Below are 15,834 nucleotides of genomic sequence, written 5' to 3'. Positions count from 1 at the left end.
TTAAACGCTCCCTTCGTACTAAAAGAATTCATTTGGATCAACAAACATATATCCCTTTGATAGCGCATATGGGACGAGTTCTTTGAGGATTTTCAGCGCTCTTTTACCTCTGTTTCGTCCATCGTGGAGCAGAATTATCGTCCCAGGTCTGATTTGCGATTTAAAGAACGCTATGACCTCTTCATCGGGTTTTTCAAGCCAATCACCAGCAGCTGACCAATTCAATGTAACATAACCGTATTTTTTCGCTATCTCACCAACCCAGTCCCTGTAATAACCTTCGGGCATTCTGAGGAACCTTATCTTTATCTCAGGCACTATATCTCTAACGTTATTTTCCGTGCGCTGGAGGTCTTGTTCAAGTGTTTCTTTCATCTCATCTATAGTTGCTGTCTTTTCTAACTTATAGTAACTTCTGTGACAATACGTATGAGTGCCGATTTCGTGCCCTTCCTCGTACTGCCTTTTCACGATGTTAGGATAGCTTTTGACCGTATCTCCCGAGACGAAAAATATCGCCTTTATGTTGTTCTCCTTTAAATAATCAAGGATCTCACCTGTGTAATTTCCAGGGCCATCGTCAATTGTCAACAGTAATTTAGGCTCTTCTGATGGTAGTTTCATGTACAGTTTACCAAGTTCCCATTTTGAACTTGAAGCAAACTTTGTGGTCTGAATTGCAGTGGTTGGTTTATCATTCAAATTGCACAACACACCAAAATCGTATGAATCATTCACAACATCAGAAGTAGCCATTTCGGTTGTCGTTTCATCATCGGAAGCGTACGCAGTCGTTATAGTCGTTGACGACTCAATTACGGGCTTAAACAACTTCGAATCGCTATGAGCAGAAGCAACTGACTTTTCCAACAATATTCCAGATTTCTCTTCTCTTGCATCATTTAACTGAAGCATCTCTTTTTCGTTTTGCACACTTTTTGGCTTACAAGAAGTGAAATTTGAAAAGACGATAAAAAGTATAACGACAGTTGATAGGATAGCAATGCAAATCCGAAAGCTTTTATTCTTCATACATTCTTTCTCCCTTATATATCAGACTTCTTTTTCTCATCTTCATTAATTATAGCAAGAAAATAATCACATCGGGAATTAAGTTTCATTGACAGCGGCTTAAGCTCGTGTTACAATAAACTTGAAAACCACATTTCCTGGAGGGGAGCTCCTGAATGCGGGGCTGAGAGGGGAACGTCAAGTTCCCGACCCTTCGAACCTGATCCGGGTAATACCGGCGGAGGGACCAGGGCAATGATAAAAGACACTCATTTAATCATCCCTCCGCTTAGCGTAAAGCAAATAAGCGGAGGGGTTTTTTATTTTCAAAGTCTTCGTGGAGGAGGGATTAGCATGGCAAGGTTTACAAAACTGATGGTAGCGCTTTTACTTCTGACGACGGTTTTCATATTCTCTGCTGAACTTGTTATTTACACATCGGACAGCTTTGCTGGAGGAATTGCAAAAGTGGTCGTTCCAAAATTTGAAAGGATGTACAAATGCAAAGTCAAAGTTGTAAGCTTCGGTTCGATGGGTGATGTGTTGGCAAGGATGATAGCTGAAAAAGGTTCGCCAAAAGCCGATGTAGTCATTGGATTGAACCCTCAACAGCTTCAAAAGGCAATAAAAGAAGGTTTACTCGAGAAATACCGTGCTAATAACTCAAAGAACCTTGTTTACAAGGGTTTTGTGAATGATTACGGAACGGTTTACGACTATGGTGCTTTAGCGATGATTTACAACGTTGAGAAGATAAAGAACCCTCCAAAATCGTTTAAAGACCTCCTGAAACCAGAGTATAAAGGTAAATTTGTGCTCATCGATCCAAGGACATCGAGCACAGGTTTAACCTTCTTGATGTGGACCATCGCTGCTCTCGGTGAAGACGGGGCAATGGACTTCTGGAAAGAGGTAAAAAGCAACGTGCTCACGTTCACAAGTGGCTGGAGCGCAGCATTTAAGATGCTTGAGACCGGCGAAGCGGATATGATAGTCAGCTACGCGACGGACGGTGCTTACAGCATGTACAAGTATGGTTCAATAAAGTACATGCCTGTCATTTTCGAAGAAGGAGCTTACGTACTTGAAGAATACGCAGCAATCGTCAAAGGAGCTAAAAACTTAGCTCTTGCCCGTGCGTTCATAGAATTCATGCTCACACCGGACTTCCAAAAAGAAGTCCCGCTGAACCAGTGGATGCTCCCTGTTATCAATATCGAACTGCCAGACGTATTCAAATACGTACCGACTATAAAGAAGATATTGAAACTCGATCCAAAAATCAACGACAGATTAGACGAGATACTTAAGAAGTGGGAAAAAACTGTTATCGGATAACAAGCGTACGAACGAACCACAAAAGCCTCTGGAGGTATCATCCTCCAGAGTTTTTTTCGTTCAATGGGCTTATGCGAAGTCGAACGAAAAGAACTTTTACGGAGTCTAAAATGTAGAGGGTGATTAAGAGACACCGTATATGGAGGCGAGTGTATGATGCTAACAAAATTCGCTTTCAAAGTGTTGGTTTTTCTGATAATTACACTTTTAACATCTCTTGCTTTTTGTCAGTTTCTTAAGGTGGGCTTGTTGCTTGGTGAACCTTACGCTTTTTGGGTTTCTAACAAACTTTCCGGAATCGAATTCGACCTTTGGCATGCCATTGGTGACGAGTTGGGATTACAGGTCGAATTCTACGTCCTGCCATTTGCAGCGCTTGATAACGCAATCCTTCCAAAGCTAGGGTTGGATGTTGTCGCTGGTGGGATACATATGACCGAGGAGAGAAAAAAGACTTTCAAATTCACACAGCCGTACATAACCTCTGGACTTGCTATAGTTGTCAGAAGCGAGATAAAATGGGACGGAAATGTGGAAAAGATAACATTTGGGGTTAAGAAAGGTGCAACCGGAGAAAAGATCGTGCAAGAATGGATTAAGAGCGGAAAGAAGGTAAAGTACACGTCTTTCGTATCTAATGAAGAGATCGTGACAAACTTACTCATCAAAAAGATCGATGGAGCGTTCTTTGATTACATAAACGCGCTTTATTTGTCCAATAAGTATGGTTTCCACGTTCACAAAGACTTGATTTACACCATTAGCGTGGGAGCAGTTATACTTAACAACTCTTTAGAAAAAAGACTCAACGAGGCAATTGCCAAACTTGTGACCAATGGTACCGTCCGGCGCATCGTGGTATCGTACGTAGGTAGTTACTAAACTAAAAAGCCCCGGGTTCATCCCGGAGCCTTTGCCTTCTTTATCGTTATTTTCTATCAGAATCAGAGCACGAGTCCTCCGTCAACACCTATTACTTGACCAGTAATATACGATGATTCATCGGATGCGAGGAAGAGATACAAGTAAGCGACCTCGATAGGTTCTCCGAGTCTTTTCAGTGCGGCTCTTTCCGCCATCGCCGTTAATATCTTTTCCGGTACCTTCTCTGTCATTGGAGTTTTTATGAATCCCGGTGCGACAGCGTTTACCCTTATCTGTGCGCCCTTCCTTGCAAATTCTTTAGCCCATGTCTTTGTCATTCCAATAACGCCCGCTTTTGTCGCAGCATAGTTTGTCTGACCTATGTTCCCGTAAACACCGACGACAGACGACGTATTGATTATACTACCTTTTCCTACCTCAAGCATGTACGGAACTACTGCTTGTGTCATATTAAAAACGCCCTTCAAATTCACGTTGATGACTTTGTCCCAATCTTCTTCGGTCATGTTCTGGATTAGTGCATCGCGCGTGATACCTGCGTTATTCACGAGTACGTCGATTTTGCCGAATTTTTCGACAACTTCTTTCACAACTTCTGCGATCCTGCTCCTGTCCGTTACATCGAGTTTGTAGAAATGGATATTTGGATGGTCGTACGTTGCTTCGCTCACATCACAAGCGATTACGATTGCACCTTCTTTTGCAAACAACTCAGCAGCTGATCTTCCAATTCCACTACCTGCACCGGTTATGATACACACTTTACCTTCCAATCTCATCTTTCTAACCCCCTTATCTTAAAAAGTGCAAATTTTTATTCAATATTTTCAACGATCACAGCTGTTCCCATACCGCCACCTATGCAGAGCGTTGCCAAACCGTATTTCGCATGTCTTTTCTTCATTTCATAAAGCAATGTTACTATAATCCTATTCCCACTCGCACCGATTGGATGTCCAAGTGCAATCGCTCCACCGTTGACGTTTGTTCTTTCCAATATCCATTCCTTTGTAACGCCGAACGCTTTTTCCCAACCCTTGATAACCGCTAAGCTTTGCGCCGCAAATGCCTCGTTCAATTCAATCAGTTCAATGTCCTGGAACGACAATCCTGCCTTTTTCAAGACCTTCTCCGTTGCTGGTACAGGTCCAAATCCCATCCTCATTGGATCCACGCCAGCCTGAGCCCATGCAACGATCCTTCCTAGTGGTTTCAGGCTCTTCTTTTCAATATACCTTTCGCTTGCAAGCACTATTGCACTTCCACCATCGTTTATACCACTCGCATTTCCGGCAGTTATCGTACCGTCCGGTTTAAAAGCGGGCTTAAGTTTTGCGAGCGATTCGAGCGTCGTATCGAATCTGGGATGTTCGTCTGTATCGAAAATCTTAACGCCTTTCTTGTCCGGAATCTCAACAGGAACTATCTCATCTTTGAACTTACCAGCCTCAATTGCAGCTTTTGCCTTCATCTGGCTGTTGTACGCAAATTCGTCCTGCTCTTCACGAGATATCTTGAACTCCTCGGCAAGTGCCTCCGCAGTAAGTCCCATATGGACCTTATTGAAAACGTCTGTTAGCCCGTCAATTATCATATGGTCCTGCAGTTCCTGACTTCCAAATCTCAATCCAAACCTTGCACGGTACGAGAGCAAAAATGGTGCCTGCGACATGCTCTCAATACCACCAGCAAGCACAAGGTCCGCTTCACCAAGTTCAATATCTGTTGCACCGATCATAACCGCTTTCATACCACTTCCGCAAAGCATATTCACCGTGTATCCGGGCTTTTCTGCAGGGATACCAGTGTAAATTCCTACCTGCCTACCTGGTCCCATCCCCTGACCTGCTGTGAGTATGCATCCAACAATCGTCTCATCGAAATCCTCGACAGGAACACCTGCTTGCACTATTGCAGCCTTGGCTGCAACCACTCCAAGTTGTGTTGCGGGAACATCTTTCAAAGAACCTCCGAACGTACCTATCGCTGTTCTTTTCGCACCAAGAATATAGACCACAACAACCACCTCCACCTTCTTCCAGCCTACTCAACATCCCATGTTTGATTCAAAAATAAAACCGAATCGAAAAACGACAAATCCAATCTCTTAATTATTTGATTCCACGCTAAATGTTTTCCAGCTTTTCAGCTCATGTGAAACATGAATCACCTATCACATTAACCAATACAATTAGACCATTTTTCATAGTGCCATGTCAAAGCTCATAATCACCTAAGAACATTTAAAATTACTTGGAAAATTTTGAAAAATCAATATCATCACCACTGCTCAAGATTAAAGCATGTTTTTGCAAGTTTTCAAAATAATGCACAAAAAATAACCTAGAAAGTGATTGCCTGTGGTATAATGTTTTCATGATATTCTTGTGGTATAATAAACTTGTTTCACAACGGCTGAGCTTTTTACAACGGAGCTCAAAATTACAGCTTTCAGAAATTTCCATACGTTTTCATTACCTTTTCGAAAAAAGCTATTCTCAAAGGAGGGATTTGTATGCGTAACATGAGTATCTTCATGAAAGTTATGGTCATCGTCTTGATCCTCGCGCTTGGTATGATCGTTATAGGTGTCTACTCAACTTTTGCACTGCGTAACAACATCACTGAAAAAACCATGCAGAATCTAAAAGCTCTTGCAGAAAACAGTGGAGAAAACCTTGTGAGCTTCATCGAGCAGCACACAAAGTTGATAGATATGCTCTCCAGAGATGCGAACGTTATGGGAGTGTATAAAAACGAACACGAAGAAGACGTGTGGATGAAAAAGCTTTTCAACACCGTTCTCAAGAGCTATCCAGACGTGATGTACGTTTACGTTGGATTGAAAGACAAAAGGATGTACCTCATCCCAGAGACAGAACTTCCGGAAGGATACGATCCAACGATAAGGCCTTGGTATCAAGCAGCTGTGGCAAAGCCTGGACAGGTGATAATCACAGAACCGTACGCAGATGCTTCAACCGGTCAGCTTGTTGTTACTGTTGCCAAAACCATCCAAACGGATGAAGGCATCGTCGGTGTTGTTGCTTTAGACTTTGATATTTCTAAGTTGTCGGAAAAGCTCATGACCAAGGGTAAAGAGCTTGGTTATCTGAACGCAGTCGTTTCAAAGGAAGGAAACATCATCATGCATTCGGATAAGACGTTGGTTGGCAAAAACGTTGCAAATGAAGAGTTCTTTAAAAAGTGGATGTCTGGTGATGAAAGTGGTGTGTTTGGCTACACACTCAACGGTGTTAAGAGGATATCAGGATATAAGAGACTGTCGAACGGTTGGATTTTCGCTACGTTGGTTTTGGAAAAAAGTCTAATGAAAGATGTTAACAGAGCAACATTTATCAACATCTCTATAACTATCATAGCAATTTTACTTGGTATTGTCGTTGCCTTATTTGTCACACGAGGCTTTGTTGTCAAGCCGATAAGCTTTTTGGTCGAAGCAGCCGAAAGAATCGCCAATGGTGATTTGACGACAAAGATAGACTATACAGCAAAAGATGAAATCGGTAAACTCGCAACTGCCTTGAGTAAGATGGTCAATTCACTTAGGGAAATCGCACTGAATATCGAGAGAGATTCGGCAACAGTCAAACAAGAGGCTTCCCAAGTTGCAGCGGTATCCGAAGAAGTCAGTGCGACAATCGAAGAACTCACCGCACAGGTGGACAACGTCAATACGAACGTCAATAACGCATCGGCTGCGATAGAAGAGATGACGAGTGGTATAGAGGAAGTGGCGGCAAGTGCGCAGAATGTCGCACATGCTTCACAAAAGCTCAGTGAAGAAGCTCAAAAAGTTTCAAACTTAGCAAACGAAGGTCAGAAGGCGATACTTTCAATTTCTGACGTCATCGTTCAAACACGTCAAAAAGCGGATGCAACATTCAGAATTGTTGAACAGCTCAGCGAAAGCGCTAAGAACATCGGTGAGATTGTCGATACGATCAACTCGATAGCGGAACAAACGAACTTACTTGCACTGAACGCAGCAATCGAAGCGGCAAGGGCCGGAGAAGCTGGAAGAGGCTTTGCGGTTGTCGCTGATGAAATCAGAAAACTTGCAGAAGAAAGTAAACAAGCGACACAAAACATTGCGAACATACTACGTGGCATAGTAGATAGCAGCATGAAGGCGAGTGAAGCAACGAAAGAAACGGTGGAAATCGTCAACAAAGCCTACAGTGAGTCAGACTTGGTGAAATCGCAGTTCGAACAGATTCTCCAAAGTATCGTGCGCATGTCGCAGATGACGGAGAACTTGGCTGCGAGCGCACAAGAGCAGAGCGCAGCCGCTGAAGAAATGAGTAGTGCGATGGACAGTGCGAGTAAGTCCATGGTCAGCGTGGTAGAACAGATGAACGAAGTAACGATGGCGATTAAACAACAGGCGGATGCTATCTCAAATGTTGCAAGAACAGTTGAGAATCTTGACAATATCGCAGAAAAGCTCGTTGAAACGGTGAGAAGATTCAAGATTTAAAATTAAAAAATAAGGGCTTCCTGCGGGGAAGCCCTTTTTTATTCTTTAGACTACCTTGTCTATTCTTCTAAAACCTTCACCAAGCACGTACCTTGCCTCCGTAACTATTACAAAAGCTTCGGGATCTATGTGACGAATTACATTCAGCACCTCTCCGAGTTCTCTTCGCCTTAACGCCACATAAAGTACGTCGATATCCTTGCCCGAGTAAGCTCCCTGTGCTTTCAATATCGTCGCTCCGCGTTCCATTTTTTCCAAGATGTACCTTTTAATTTCATCTACCTTCTTTGAGATAATCATCATCGTTATGGAAAGTTCAAGACCTTTGAGCACAAAGTCTATCGTTATACCGTTGATGATTATCGCAAGTAGTGCGTACATCGCTATCCTTGCGTTGAATGCAAACCCTGCAAATATACCTATCGCAAAGTCGACCATCAGCAGCGTTGTTCCAATTGGTGTGTGGAAGTATTTTGAGATGATCTTTGCAATGATATCGGTTCCACCAGTTGAAGAGTTGTTTGCAAACGCAATTGCCATACCTATAGAAGCGAGTATATTACCAAAGAAAACGGCAAGCATTAAATCATCACCCGTGTACTTTGGTATATCGATAATCCGGTCGAAAAGGTCAACGAAGAAGTTCAGTGCGAAGGTCGAGTATATCGTTTTAAAGCTGAAATCCTTACCAACAAGTAGAAAGCCAAGAATGAAGAGTGTGACGTTGATAATGTACATCCAGATACCCACAGAAACGGAAGGAACTAGCTTGTGAAGTATCATCGCAATACCGGACGCACCGCCGGCCGCGATGTTGTTAGGAATGAAGAATATAACAAGTCCAAGAGAGGTTAAGAGAACACCAATCGTGGAAAGGACGTATTCTTTCACCTGCTCTTTCAAATCGTAATTTTCAGATACCTTAAACATACCTCTTCCTCCTTTCTTTGTTTCTTTTGTGTTTGATAACTTCTCTTTCCGTGGTATCATTATACCAGTAGTAGATGAAAAGTTCAAATCGCATAAGGGGAGAGGCTCTGTTGGTATTAAAATTGAAGAACATAAGCGTTTCTTATTTGGGCAAACAAATCTTGAGGGACATTTCCACATCGTTTGAAACCGGAGAGATTGTGATGGTTATCGGGGCAAACGGCTCTGGGAAGTCTACCTTGCTCAAGGTACTTGCTGGACTAATTGAATATGATGGGGAAATCGTACTGCCAGAAGGCGTAAGCGATGTATCGGAAGTCACAGGATACGTGTTTCAAAATCCCGAGACTCAAATCATCGGTTCAACTGTCTGGGAAGATGTGATATTCGGATTGGAGAACATAGGACTTAAAAAAGACGAGATGGAGAAAAGGGCAATGCATGTGCTTAGACTATTGGAGCTCGAAGAGTTAAAAGATACCGACCCTTATTACCTGTCCGGTGGGCAAAAGCAGAGGCTTGCCATCGCATCTATACTCGCTTTGCAGCCTGAATTTCTCCTCTTGGATGAGGTTACGGCGATGCTCGACAAGAATGGCAAGCGCGAAGTTGTTGATGCAGTTGTTAAATTGAAGGAAGAAGGCAAAGGTATTATCGTAGCAACACATGAACTGAACCTCTTCAGCGCTTACGCAGATCGATGCATCTACATAGATGCTGGGAGTATCGTTTTCGATGGCAATCCAAATGATGGAATAAAACTCTACCGCGAAAAAATTCACAGGCAGTTCGCCTCAAAAGTCTGATTTTCAATTCATTTTGAAATGGAGGTGCGATCTATGGAAATTCTGAAATTCGAAAAGGGACCAAAAGCCGTGGGGCCGTACTCATCCGCTGTGAAAGTGGGAAACCTCATCTTCTTTTCCGGAATCTTACCAATTGACCCAGAATCCGGAGAGCTTGTGAACGATTCTGTTGAACATGCAACAGAGCAGATACTAAAAAACCTCTCTCTTATGCTCTCTGAGGTTGGTCTTTCGTTAAAAAATGTTGTTAAGACAACGATATTTACCACGAAATTGGACGAATTCGCAAAAATTAACGAAGTTTACCAAAAGCACTTCGAAGCTATCACAAAAGACTTCCCGGCAAGGAGCACCGTTGGAGTTGCAAGCCTTCCGAAAGGTGCACTTGTTGAAATGGAATTCATCGTGGAAGCTTAATGATTTTTTCGATTTGCTACTCTTTGCTACCTTGCAGCCTTTCGATCTTGAACATTCTTGAATAGTTCTATTCTGTTTTTTATAACCTCTTCCACATCGGTATTCGAGAATGGGTTCATAAGCGTGTAAGCGTACCTAAGGGCTTCGATTGGATCATTAAGGTCGCCTCCTTTTTCGGCGGCCTTTTTAATTTTCTCTTCAAAGCTTTTGTAGTTTGAGAATTCAACTACCCAGATGAGCATTACTACAAATAACGTGGTTAAAGTTATAGTTAATGGATAATTCACAACAGCCGGAAGTGCGAGTCCAAGAAAAATCCCACCCGTGCTAACAAGCATCAGGTACGTTTTGCTCCTGAGCATCGTTCTATTAAAAAGGTAACGTTTCAGATCTGAAACCAGATCACTTTGGACTGGTGTGTACATGTGCCTTGAAAAGAGCATTAAAATCGTCAGGAAGACCACAAGGTACGGATTTCTCAGGAAAAATCCAATCGCAAGAAGCATAGCACCAACAATCAGTTTAGAAACGAGCAAATTCATGACTCTTGCGTGCAGGTAAAACCCCATCAAAAAGCAGCCCACACCTAAGAGAAAACCAAGCGGTGCAACCAACACAATCTCCTCCCTTGATTTTTTATTTGTCTTCGGGGTAATCTGAGATAAATATCACTGTACTTCTCGGTTTGGCAATGTAATGACCTTCCACTTTTACAGGCTGTTCTAAGAAATCGTTTGGGTGTTCTTGTGCTGTATCTACGACTCTGTACCAAGACTGCCCATGCAACGGTGGTAAAATGAATCTGAGCGGTTCAATCCATTGGTTTAAGATAACGTAGATATCGTTATCGATTCTTACACCTTTTACAGGATCGAATCCTGAGATCATGAACGCTACCGAATGAGAGTAGTAACCGGTATCCGGTTCGAAAGGATTAATACCATGCCATGTGATGTCCGTCACAACGTTACCGAACTTGTCGTACCTTTGATAGAAACATTCTCTTTTAAGTGCACTGTGTTCTTTCCTAAAATGTATGATCTTCTTCACAAATTCGAACAGGTCCCTGTGTTTTTCTTTAAGTGTCCAATCGACCCACGTTGTTTCATCGTCAATACAGTAGGCGTTGTTGTTACCTTTTTGCGTTCTGAACATTTCATCGCCCATTAGTATCATCGGTGTGCCATGGGAAACCATGAGTATGGCAAAGAAGTTCTTTATCTGCTGTTTACGTATTTTGATAATACTTTCATCGTCCGTATCGCCTTCGACGCCGTAATTGTAACTAAAGTTTTCGTCTGCACCATCCTTATTACCTTCCCCGTTCGCCTCGTTGTGCTTCTGGTTATACGAAACCAGGTCCCTCATTGTAAAACCATCGTGGCAAGTTATGAAATTTATGCTCGCGTGCGGCTTTCTATTGAAATAGAGGTCCGGGCTCCCAGCTATCCTGAGCATCAGCTCTGGAATGGTGCCGTTGTCACCGCGAACAAATCTTCGCACGCAGTCTCTGTATTTTCCATTCCATTCCGCCCAACCTTCTGGAAATTGTCCAAGATAATAACCACCTGCAGCATCCCAGCCTTCAGCTATGAGCTTCAACTTGCCAACAATCGGATCCTCGGCTATATCCTTTAAAAGCGAGAAGTCACCAATCCACCTACCATCCGGTGTTCTGCCAAGTACGGAAGCAAGGTCGAATCTAAAGCCGTCCACGTGCATCTCCGTGGCCCAGTAACGCAAACTGTCAATGATCATCTCTTTGACAACGGGGTGATTGCAGTTCAGAGTGTTACCGCAGCCAGAGTAGTTTAGATAGTACCTTTTGTTCCTTGGATCGAGCATGTAGTAAATTTCGTTATCTATCCCTCTGAAACAAAGCGTTGGTCCCTTTTCACTACCCTCGCCGGTGTGGTTGTAGACAACATCAAGAATTACTTCAAAACCGTTTTTGTGCATCAACTTGACAAAGTCTTTGAACAAGAAGACCTGCTCTCCCAACTTCAGACCAACGGAATAGTTTCCGGTGACCGCGAAGAAATTCAGAGGGTTGTATCCCCAGACATCCTTCAAACGTTCACCTGTAAGCGGATTGATATTAGGATTCGAATTGAGGTTGAACTCGAAAATAGGCATCAGTTCTATAGTTGTGACGCCGAGTTCCTTCAAATGGTCCAATTTTTCAGCTATACCTAAGAACGTGCCTGGGAACTTTACCTTTGACGTTGGACTAATTGTAAAGAGTCTCACGTGCATTTCATAGATTATCGTTTCGTTCCAAGGTATGTGGAGCTGCCTGTCATCTTCCCAGTCGTACTTGGAATCGTCTATAACGATAGACCGTATCATACTTTTTGCTGAATCCAAGGTGGAGAACGAAAGGTCGCCCATCGGAGAGTTCCTGTCGTATCCATAGACCGAATCGTCGTCCCAGTCAAAAAACGTCGTTATCGCCTTTGCGTAAGGATCTATAATCAATTTGTTGACATTGAACCTCTTTCCGTTTATAGGATCGTACGGTCCATCGATCCTCCATCCGTAGTACTGACCATGCCCTACACCGTAAACGTAGATATGCCATACGTCGCCTGTTTTGTTTTTTACAGGATCGAGCTCAAAGACGTGCGATGGCTTGTCGTCGTAGTAATTTTGGTACAACTCCAACACAACCCTTGTCGCATGGCGTGAGAATATCGCAAAATTGACACCTGTCTCGTCAGGTGTTGCACCGAGCCTTGGATAACCGCGTTTGGTTTTTAATACCACATCAGGCCCCGGATTTTTATACTGAAGTGGATAATCAGCCATTTGTACCACCACCGATTAATTTTTAAAATGTTTTCGGAAGGTCTAAAACCTTCTCGAAAATCTTCTCCATCTGCTTTTTAAAATGCGTTTTCATTTGCAATGGCGCAAGCATCGATAGAGCTTGCTCAACTAAACTTCTTATGTCCTCAATTATCTCACTCAGAGCCCCAGATTTTAGCATGTACGACTTCACCGTTTCGATATCGTCTTCAGACTTCTGCTTTTTGTTCATCAACTCCAAAAACCTCTGCTTTTCGCTTTCAGAAAGTTTATCGAACGTTCTCTTCACCAGGATCGTTGTCTTACCTTCCGCTATATCATTTGCGCTCTTTGCTTCACCACCGAACGTTCCAAGAATATCGTCTCTGTATTGAAATGCGATTCCCACCTTTTCACCTATCACCCTAAGCTTTTCCGCCTCTTCACCATCCACTCCACCTGCCAAATAATACCCAAAGAGCATCGGATAAACGAAGGTGTAATAAGCGGTCTTCAAGAGGCTGATTTTCGTCGGGACATCGTCTACCATTGCATCACGAGACATGCGCCCTGTGAAAAGTATATCGAGCAGCTGACCGTATCCGGTTTTCACATAGCAGTCGGCGAAAAGTCTTAAAATCTTTGGGAGCAATTCGTTTCCACTACCTGCATTCATATCTGCAAGTTTTCCGAAATAATAAAAACTTACAATATCACCGACGATGATTGCAAGGTCCTTACCCATTTTCTCATCGTTTGTGATTTGTTCGTAAATCTTGTGGAGCGTTGGTTCTCCGCGCCTGAGCGAAGACTGGTCTATTACATCGTCGTGTACCAGCAAGAATGAGTGCATTATTTCCAGTATTCCTGCTAAAGTGTAGGCTGAGCGATCAGCATCATCACCTGCTGAGTTTTTGTAACCGTAGTAGGTTAACAGGAGCAAGAGAGGCCTAATTCGCTTCCCCGGTCGCAGAGTGAACTTTGCGAATTCTTGAGAATACGCCTTCAGTGTGTCCGGAGTGTTTTCGATCAACTCCTGTAATAACTCTCGAATTGTTTCGTTCACCTTTTCTGTTAGAATCTCGATATTCACCGTACTCAGCATATCCAAATTCATTCTCCCCTTGACCTGTTTTGATGTTCATGTTAACGATTATATCACACAACTTGATAATGGTCTAAATTCGTTGTTTGTGATATAATTGAAATGCAAGTAGAAACTACGAAGAATTTGACACATCCATGTTGAAATAGAACATTTTTGGTCTATTCGGTGGTGATGGTAGTGACAATAGAGAAAATTCGAAATAAAATATCAAGGCAGCTTGAAAGTGGTAAATCGTTTGGTCTTGTTGTTCCGAACAAAGCGTACGCGAAAGCGTTAATCAAAGGTATAATTGAGACTTCTGATATCCAGGACGCTTTAGTTATCGAACCAGACACGAATATTGGCATCGACGAAATTAGAACTGTTGTGGAATTTCTTGACTTTTCACCGAAAGGTGAGACTAAAAAGGTGATTTTGTACGATGCGGACAAGATGACTCAAGAAGCTGCGAACGCATTTTTGAAAACGCTCGAAGAACCACCTTCGTATGCGATAATAATACTCGTCACATCAAGATGGTTCTCTCTACTACCAACGATAAGAAGCAGGTTGCAAAAACTGCACGCGCAACTACTCATCGATCCTGATTTGGACGAATTCGAAAGGTATCTTGTATATTGGAATTACGATTTCCTTGAAAATTTAAAAGGAAAGAATTATTCGATACTTTCCGAAGAAGAACTCTTAGAAACAGATGAAATCAACGAGTCAAGTGTGGAATTAGACGTCATCATGTCGCTAAAGCAGATTCTGGAGCAATACTTAAGCAAGGACCTGTCGGCATACGTACGTTTTATCTCACAACTATCCAAGAAAAGCAACATTAAATTCCTCCGGCTTGTTGCTAAGATTGTCGCATGGTTGATTTACAAAGATACGACGCTTTCCGAAAATGAGAAGATAAAATACCTTCGCATATGTGATGACATATTGAAATCTAAGATCGCAAACTTCAACTACCAGTTGACGTATTACACACTACTACTTGGATTAAGAGGTGATAATTTGTGAGTTTAGAAGCTACCGTTTACGGAGTAGAATTGATGCCTTTAGGGAAGATCGTGTACTACTTAGATAACGGCGAAACCTTCAAATACGGCGATTACGCAATTGTTCTAAGTGAATTCGGAACAGATTACGGTAAAGTACTGCTAGGTCCAAAAGATATAAGCATAGACGATGTCAATTACGAACTAAAAGCGGTTATCAGAAAAGCAACGGCCGAGGACCTGAAGATTATTGAAGAAAACGAAGAGATTGCAAAAAGAGCGCGCAAAGTGACCGTAGAACTTGTAAAGAAGCACAACCTTCCAATGAAGGTCTTGCAGTCTAAGTACATATTCGATCGAAGTAAACTCGTCATCTACTTCAGTTCCAAAACAAGGGTTGATTTCCGAGAACTCGTAAAAGATATAGCGAAAGAGTTTAAAACACGTATTGAATTGAGGCAGGTTGGTGCAAGGGATGAAATGAAGTTCATAAAGGGGCTGGGACTTTGCGGACGAAAGAGCTGTTGTTCGTACTTTTTGAGGGAATTCGATAGCGTAACCCTGAAACACGCAAAGCAACAACAGATGATGATAAACACCGCAAAGATCACAGGACCATGCGGTAGGTTGCTCTGCTGTTTAACATTTGAGCACGACTTCTACGTTGAAGCTCTGAAGAATATACCAGATGAAGGGTCTACAATATACTACGATGGAAAAATTGCGAAGGTGATAACAGTTAACGTCTTCCTTTCAAGGGTCACCTTACAAACGGACGACGGTGAGATGGTCGCACTTCCATTCTCCTATTTTAAGGAGGGAGAGAATGCGGGAAATTGGAAAATTATTGATAGCGGTCGGAGTGATAACTATTACAATGGGCTTGATGATGTTTCTGATATCGAAGATGAGTGATTTGAATTGGTTGCCCGGTGACATCGTGATTAGAAAGAAAAACTTCGTTTTTATATTCCCAATAACAACGATGATCATTCTAAGTGTGGTACTTACTGTCGTGCTGAACATCATAAGTAGGTTCTTTAAATAAAAGACGGCTGATAG

The 15,834-nt window shown here is 42.5% G+C and carries 15 protein-coding genes and 1 riboswitch; of the genes, 8 read left to right on the top strand and 7 right to left on the bottom strand.

Annotated elements, in window-relative coordinates; all coding sequences use genetic code 11:
• Positions 1-18: 18 nt before the first annotated feature.
• Positions 19-1,032: a polysaccharide deacetylase family protein gene (locus NA23_RS01250; RefSeq protein WP_033191397.1), complete on the bottom strand. Its 1,014-nt coding sequence runs from the start codon at positions 1,030-1,032 to the stop codon at positions 19-21.
• A gap of 131 nt (positions 1,033-1,163) precedes the next feature.
• A riboswitch (TPP riboswitch) is annotated at positions 1,164-1,275 on the top strand.
• A gap of 90 nt (positions 1,276-1,365) precedes the next feature.
• Between NA23_RS01250 and NA23_RS01245 the strand changes: the two genes are divergently transcribed.
• Both NA23_RS01245 and NA23_RS01240 read left to right on the top strand, forming a co-directional pair.
• The gene (locus NA23_RS01245; protein WP_033191398.1) at positions 1,366-2,349 is read left to right on the top strand and encodes a thiamine ABC transporter substrate-binding protein; all 984 of its coding nucleotides are present in this window, start codon (positions 1,366-1,368) and stop codon (positions 2,347-2,349) included.
• A gap of 153 nt (positions 2,350-2,502) precedes the next feature.
• Complete coding sequence (locus tag NA23_RS01240) at positions 2,503-3,231, top strand: ABC transporter substrate-binding protein (protein ID WP_236938432.1); 729 nt, start codon at positions 2,503-2,505, stop codon at positions 3,229-3,231.
• Positions 3,232-3,293: 62 nt separating this feature from the next.
• Here NA23_RS01240 and NA23_RS01235 read toward each other — a convergent pair whose 3' ends face one another.
• Together NA23_RS01235 and NA23_RS01230 are read right to left on the bottom strand one after the other, a co-directional pair.
• Positions 3,294-4,013 (bottom strand): beta-ketoacyl-ACP reductase, encoded by a 720-nt coding sequence (locus NA23_RS01235; RefSeq protein ID WP_033191399.1) that lies wholly within the window; start codon positions 4,011-4,013, stop codon positions 3,294-3,296.
• 35 nt (positions 4,014-4,048) lie between these two features.
• On the bottom strand, positions 4,049-5,251 hold the full coding sequence (locus NA23_RS01230; protein ID WP_033191400.1) for an acetyl-CoA C-acetyltransferase: 1,203 nt from the start codon (positions 5,249-5,251) through the stop codon (positions 4,049-4,051).
• 498 nt (positions 5,252-5,749) lie between these two features.
• On the opposite strand from NA23_RS01230, the gene NA23_RS01225 reads away from it, so the two are divergent.
• Positions 5,750-7,735 carry a methyl-accepting chemotaxis protein gene (locus tag NA23_RS01225; protein WP_033191401.1) on the top strand — a complete coding sequence of 662 codons (1,986 nt, stop codon included), beginning with the start codon at positions 5,750-5,752 and terminating at the stop codon, positions 7,733-7,735.
• A 45-nt stretch (positions 7,736-7,780) separates the two neighbouring features.
• Here NA23_RS01225 and NA23_RS01220 read toward each other — a convergent pair whose 3' ends face one another.
• Complete coding sequence (locus NA23_RS01220; RefSeq protein WP_084384002.1) at positions 7,781-8,665, bottom strand: YitT family protein; 885 nt, start codon at positions 8,663-8,665, stop codon at positions 7,781-7,783.
• Positions 8,666-8,775: 110 nt separating this feature from the next.
• Here NA23_RS01220 and NA23_RS01215 point away from each other — a divergent pair, with 110 nt between their 5' ends.
• On the top strand, positions 8,776-9,471 hold the full coding sequence (locus NA23_RS01215) for an energy-coupling factor ABC transporter ATP-binding protein (protein ID WP_033191402.1): 696 nt from the start codon (positions 8,776-8,778) through the stop codon (positions 9,469-9,471).
• A 33-nt stretch (positions 9,472-9,504) separates the two neighbouring features.
• Positions 9,505-9,888, top strand: coding sequence for a Rid family detoxifying hydrolase (locus tag NA23_RS01210; RefSeq protein WP_033191403.1), 384 nt, complete (start codon positions 9,505-9,507; stop codon positions 9,886-9,888).
• Between the two features lie 26 nt (positions 9,889-9,914).
• On the opposite strand, the gene NA23_RS01205 is transcribed toward NA23_RS01210, so the two are convergent.
• Genes NA23_RS01205 through NA23_RS01195 form a run of 3 tightly spaced genes read right to left on the bottom strand, consistent with a single transcriptional unit; the run spans position 9,915 to position 13,780 of the window.
• The gene (locus NA23_RS01205; protein ID WP_249477107.1) at positions 9,915-10,505 is read right to left on the bottom strand and encodes a hypothetical protein; all 591 of its coding nucleotides are present in this window, start codon (positions 10,503-10,505) and stop codon (positions 9,915-9,917) included.
• A gap of 19 nt (positions 10,506-10,524) precedes the next feature.
• Positions 10,525-12,696 carry a glycogen debranching protein GlgX gene (glgX, locus tag NA23_RS01200; RefSeq protein ID WP_033191405.1) on the bottom strand — a complete coding sequence of 724 codons (2,172 nt, stop codon included), beginning with the start codon at positions 12,694-12,696 and terminating at the stop codon, positions 10,525-10,527.
• Between the two features lie 22 nt (positions 12,697-12,718).
• The gene (locus tag NA23_RS01195) at positions 12,719-13,780 is read right to left on the bottom strand and encodes a polyprenyl synthetase family protein (RefSeq protein ID WP_236938709.1); all 1,062 of its coding nucleotides are present in this window, start codon (positions 13,778-13,780) and stop codon (positions 12,719-12,721) included.
• Positions 13,781-13,960: 180 nt separating this feature from the next.
• Here NA23_RS01195 and NA23_RS01190 point away from each other — a divergent pair, with 180 nt between their 5' ends.
• Genes NA23_RS01190 through NA23_RS01180 form a run of 3 tightly spaced genes read left to right on the top strand, consistent with a single transcriptional unit; the run spans position 13,961 to position 15,820 of the window.
• Positions 13,961-14,794, top strand: coding sequence for a DNA polymerase III subunit gamma/tau (locus tag NA23_RS01190; protein WP_052107104.1), 834 nt, complete (start codon positions 13,961-13,963; stop codon positions 14,792-14,794).
• Positions 14,791-15,687 carry a PSP1 domain-containing protein gene (locus NA23_RS01185; protein WP_033191408.1) on the top strand — a complete coding sequence of 299 codons (897 nt, stop codon included), beginning with the start codon at positions 14,791-14,793 and terminating at the stop codon, positions 15,685-15,687. The genes NA23_RS01190 and NA23_RS01185 overlap by 4 nt, the downstream gene beginning before the upstream one ends.
• On the top strand, positions 15,599-15,820 hold the full coding sequence (locus NA23_RS01180) for a DUF2905 domain-containing protein (RefSeq protein ID WP_084384000.1): 222 nt from the start codon (positions 15,599-15,601) through the stop codon (positions 15,818-15,820). Before NA23_RS01185 ends, NA23_RS01180 begins: the two co-directional genes overlap by 89 nt.
• Positions 15,821-15,834: the final 14 nt, after the last annotated feature.

This window comes from Fervidobacterium islandicum (assembly GCF_000767275.3).
In the GTDB taxonomy this organism is placed as follows: Bacteria; Thermotogota; Thermotogae; order Thermotogales; family Fervidobacteriaceae; genus Fervidobacterium; species Fervidobacterium islandicum.
The sequence above is the reverse complement of the archived record's forward strand: the minus strand, read 5'-3'. Positions and strand labels throughout refer to the sequence as shown.